General features: G+C 69.0%; 1 protein-coding gene. It reads right to left on the reverse strand.

Going from position 1 to position 1,770, the window contains the following annotated elements; genetic code table 11:
* A partial coding sequence (locus tag ACDELDRAFT_RS22140; RefSeq protein ID WP_005800937.1) for a choice-of-anchor U domain-containing protein occupies window positions 1–1,770 on the reverse strand: 1,770 nt, incomplete at both ends.

The following is a 1,770-nucleotide window of genomic DNA, read 5'->3' on the forward strand; positions in this document are numbered from 1 at the left end:
GGTGCGGCCAGGATCGCCAGGCCGCCTGGATCCGTGATGGTGCCGTCGGCCAATGCATCGGTGTCCCCTGCGCCGCCGTCGGTGAGCGTGATCTCTATGGTGTCCGCACCAACCAACGCCATGGGAATCTGGTGCCAGCGAGGCGCTCCAGCGGGGGTGGTACGTCCGTATTTCCAGTACTGCGCTCCCGCCGGCAACGGGCCCGGATACTGGATGCGCAAGGTGACCGCATTGCCTGCGCCCACGTTCTCCAGCGCAAAGCCCACCAGGCCGTAAGGGAAACTGCGCCCCGCCAGCGGTGGCACGCCTGCGGCTCCTTCGTTGCCGAAAACCGCCTGCGAGAAGTAAGCCTGTGCGGGCAGCGGTGCTGCGGCGGACCGGACCGTGGCGGTGACGAGGCCCTGCCCGTTGGGCGACGGGCCACTGATGGACAACGGCCCACCGCCGCCCGAACCGCCCGTGCCGACAGGCGCTGCGGTATTGCGCAGCGCAAAGCTGGCGCTGCTCCCGCCGCCCGTGGCAGTCACCACATAGCTACCAATGACGCCGTTGGCGCCGGCAGAGACCGAGGCGTAGCCACCGGCGTCCGTCATGGCCGTTCCGCCGCCCAGCAATGTGGCCGAGGCGCCCGAACCCGGCGCCGTGAAAGTGATGGCCTGCCCCGGCATGGGCACTCCACCACCGTCAAGCAGGCGCACCCGCAGCGGCAGGGCAAAGGACGTATTCACCGGGGCCGACTGCTGAGTGCCTCCTGCACTGGACAGCACGGCAGGGGCAAGGCACGTCTGTGCATCCGCCACGACCTGGGGGAAGGGGGTATTCGTGATGCCGTTGATGGCGATGTCATCCACCTCCCAGCCCTCGGTGCCCACGGCCGCGTCGGTATGTACGACCCAGGCCAGGCGCACGGTCTGGCCGGCGTAGGCCGTGCCCAAATTGACGCTGGCAGCGGCCAGGACCGGCCAGCCCGCGCTTTGGCCCACATAGGCCGGCTCGCCCCCGGCAGGGTTGCCGCTGACGGTGGTCAGCGTACCGTTGTAGCCCGCGCCATCGACCCGCGCCCAGGTGGCGCCGCCGTCGGTGGAGATCATCAACTGCCCCCCGTCATAGTACGCAGAGGCATCGCCCTCGAAACGGTAGCGGTGCTTGAACGCGACGGTGAAATTGCCCGTGGCCGCCACCTGCAGCGGCGGAGTACGCATCCAGTGCGAGCCGGTGGCCTCGGGCGTGCTACCGGCGTAGAAACGGTTGTGCGGCTGCGCGGGATCGGCCTTCACCCCCCAGGCAGCGGCGTGTGGCACGAGCGTGCTGCCAAACTCCATCGCGCTGGGTTCTGCTCCGGCGTCGTCGGTGGACAAGCGGTTGGGCACCAAGTCACTGTGCAGCACAACGTCCAGCGTGCTTTGCGCCACGGGCAAGCCGGGCTGCGTCAGGCTGACGGTGATGCGTGCAGCGCCGGGCGCGCTCAGGCCAGCGAGCTGCACACGCGTTGTGACGGTGGCGGTGGCGCCGGCCACCACAGAGGGAACGGATACCACGCCGTCAGGGAACTGCAGGTTGGCCAGATCGGCCGACAGCGACAGTTGGGCGCCGCTCACATCGGCAAAACCCCGGTTGTGCAGGGTCAGCGTCAGCGCGCCGGTTTCACCGCTGTCCAGCACGGTATCGGCATCGCAGCGCAGGGCCGGCGGCGCGGTCAGTGACAACTGAAGGCTGGCGATCTCGAGCACGCCGCTGGTGCCGAAATCTTCGACCACGCCGGCGTTGGTG

The sequence above is a fragment of the Acidovorax delafieldii 2AN genome, from assembly GCF_000175235.1.
Classification (GTDB): Bacteria; Pseudomonadota; Gammaproteobacteria; order Burkholderiales; family Burkholderiaceae_C; genus Acidovorax; species Acidovorax delafieldii_B.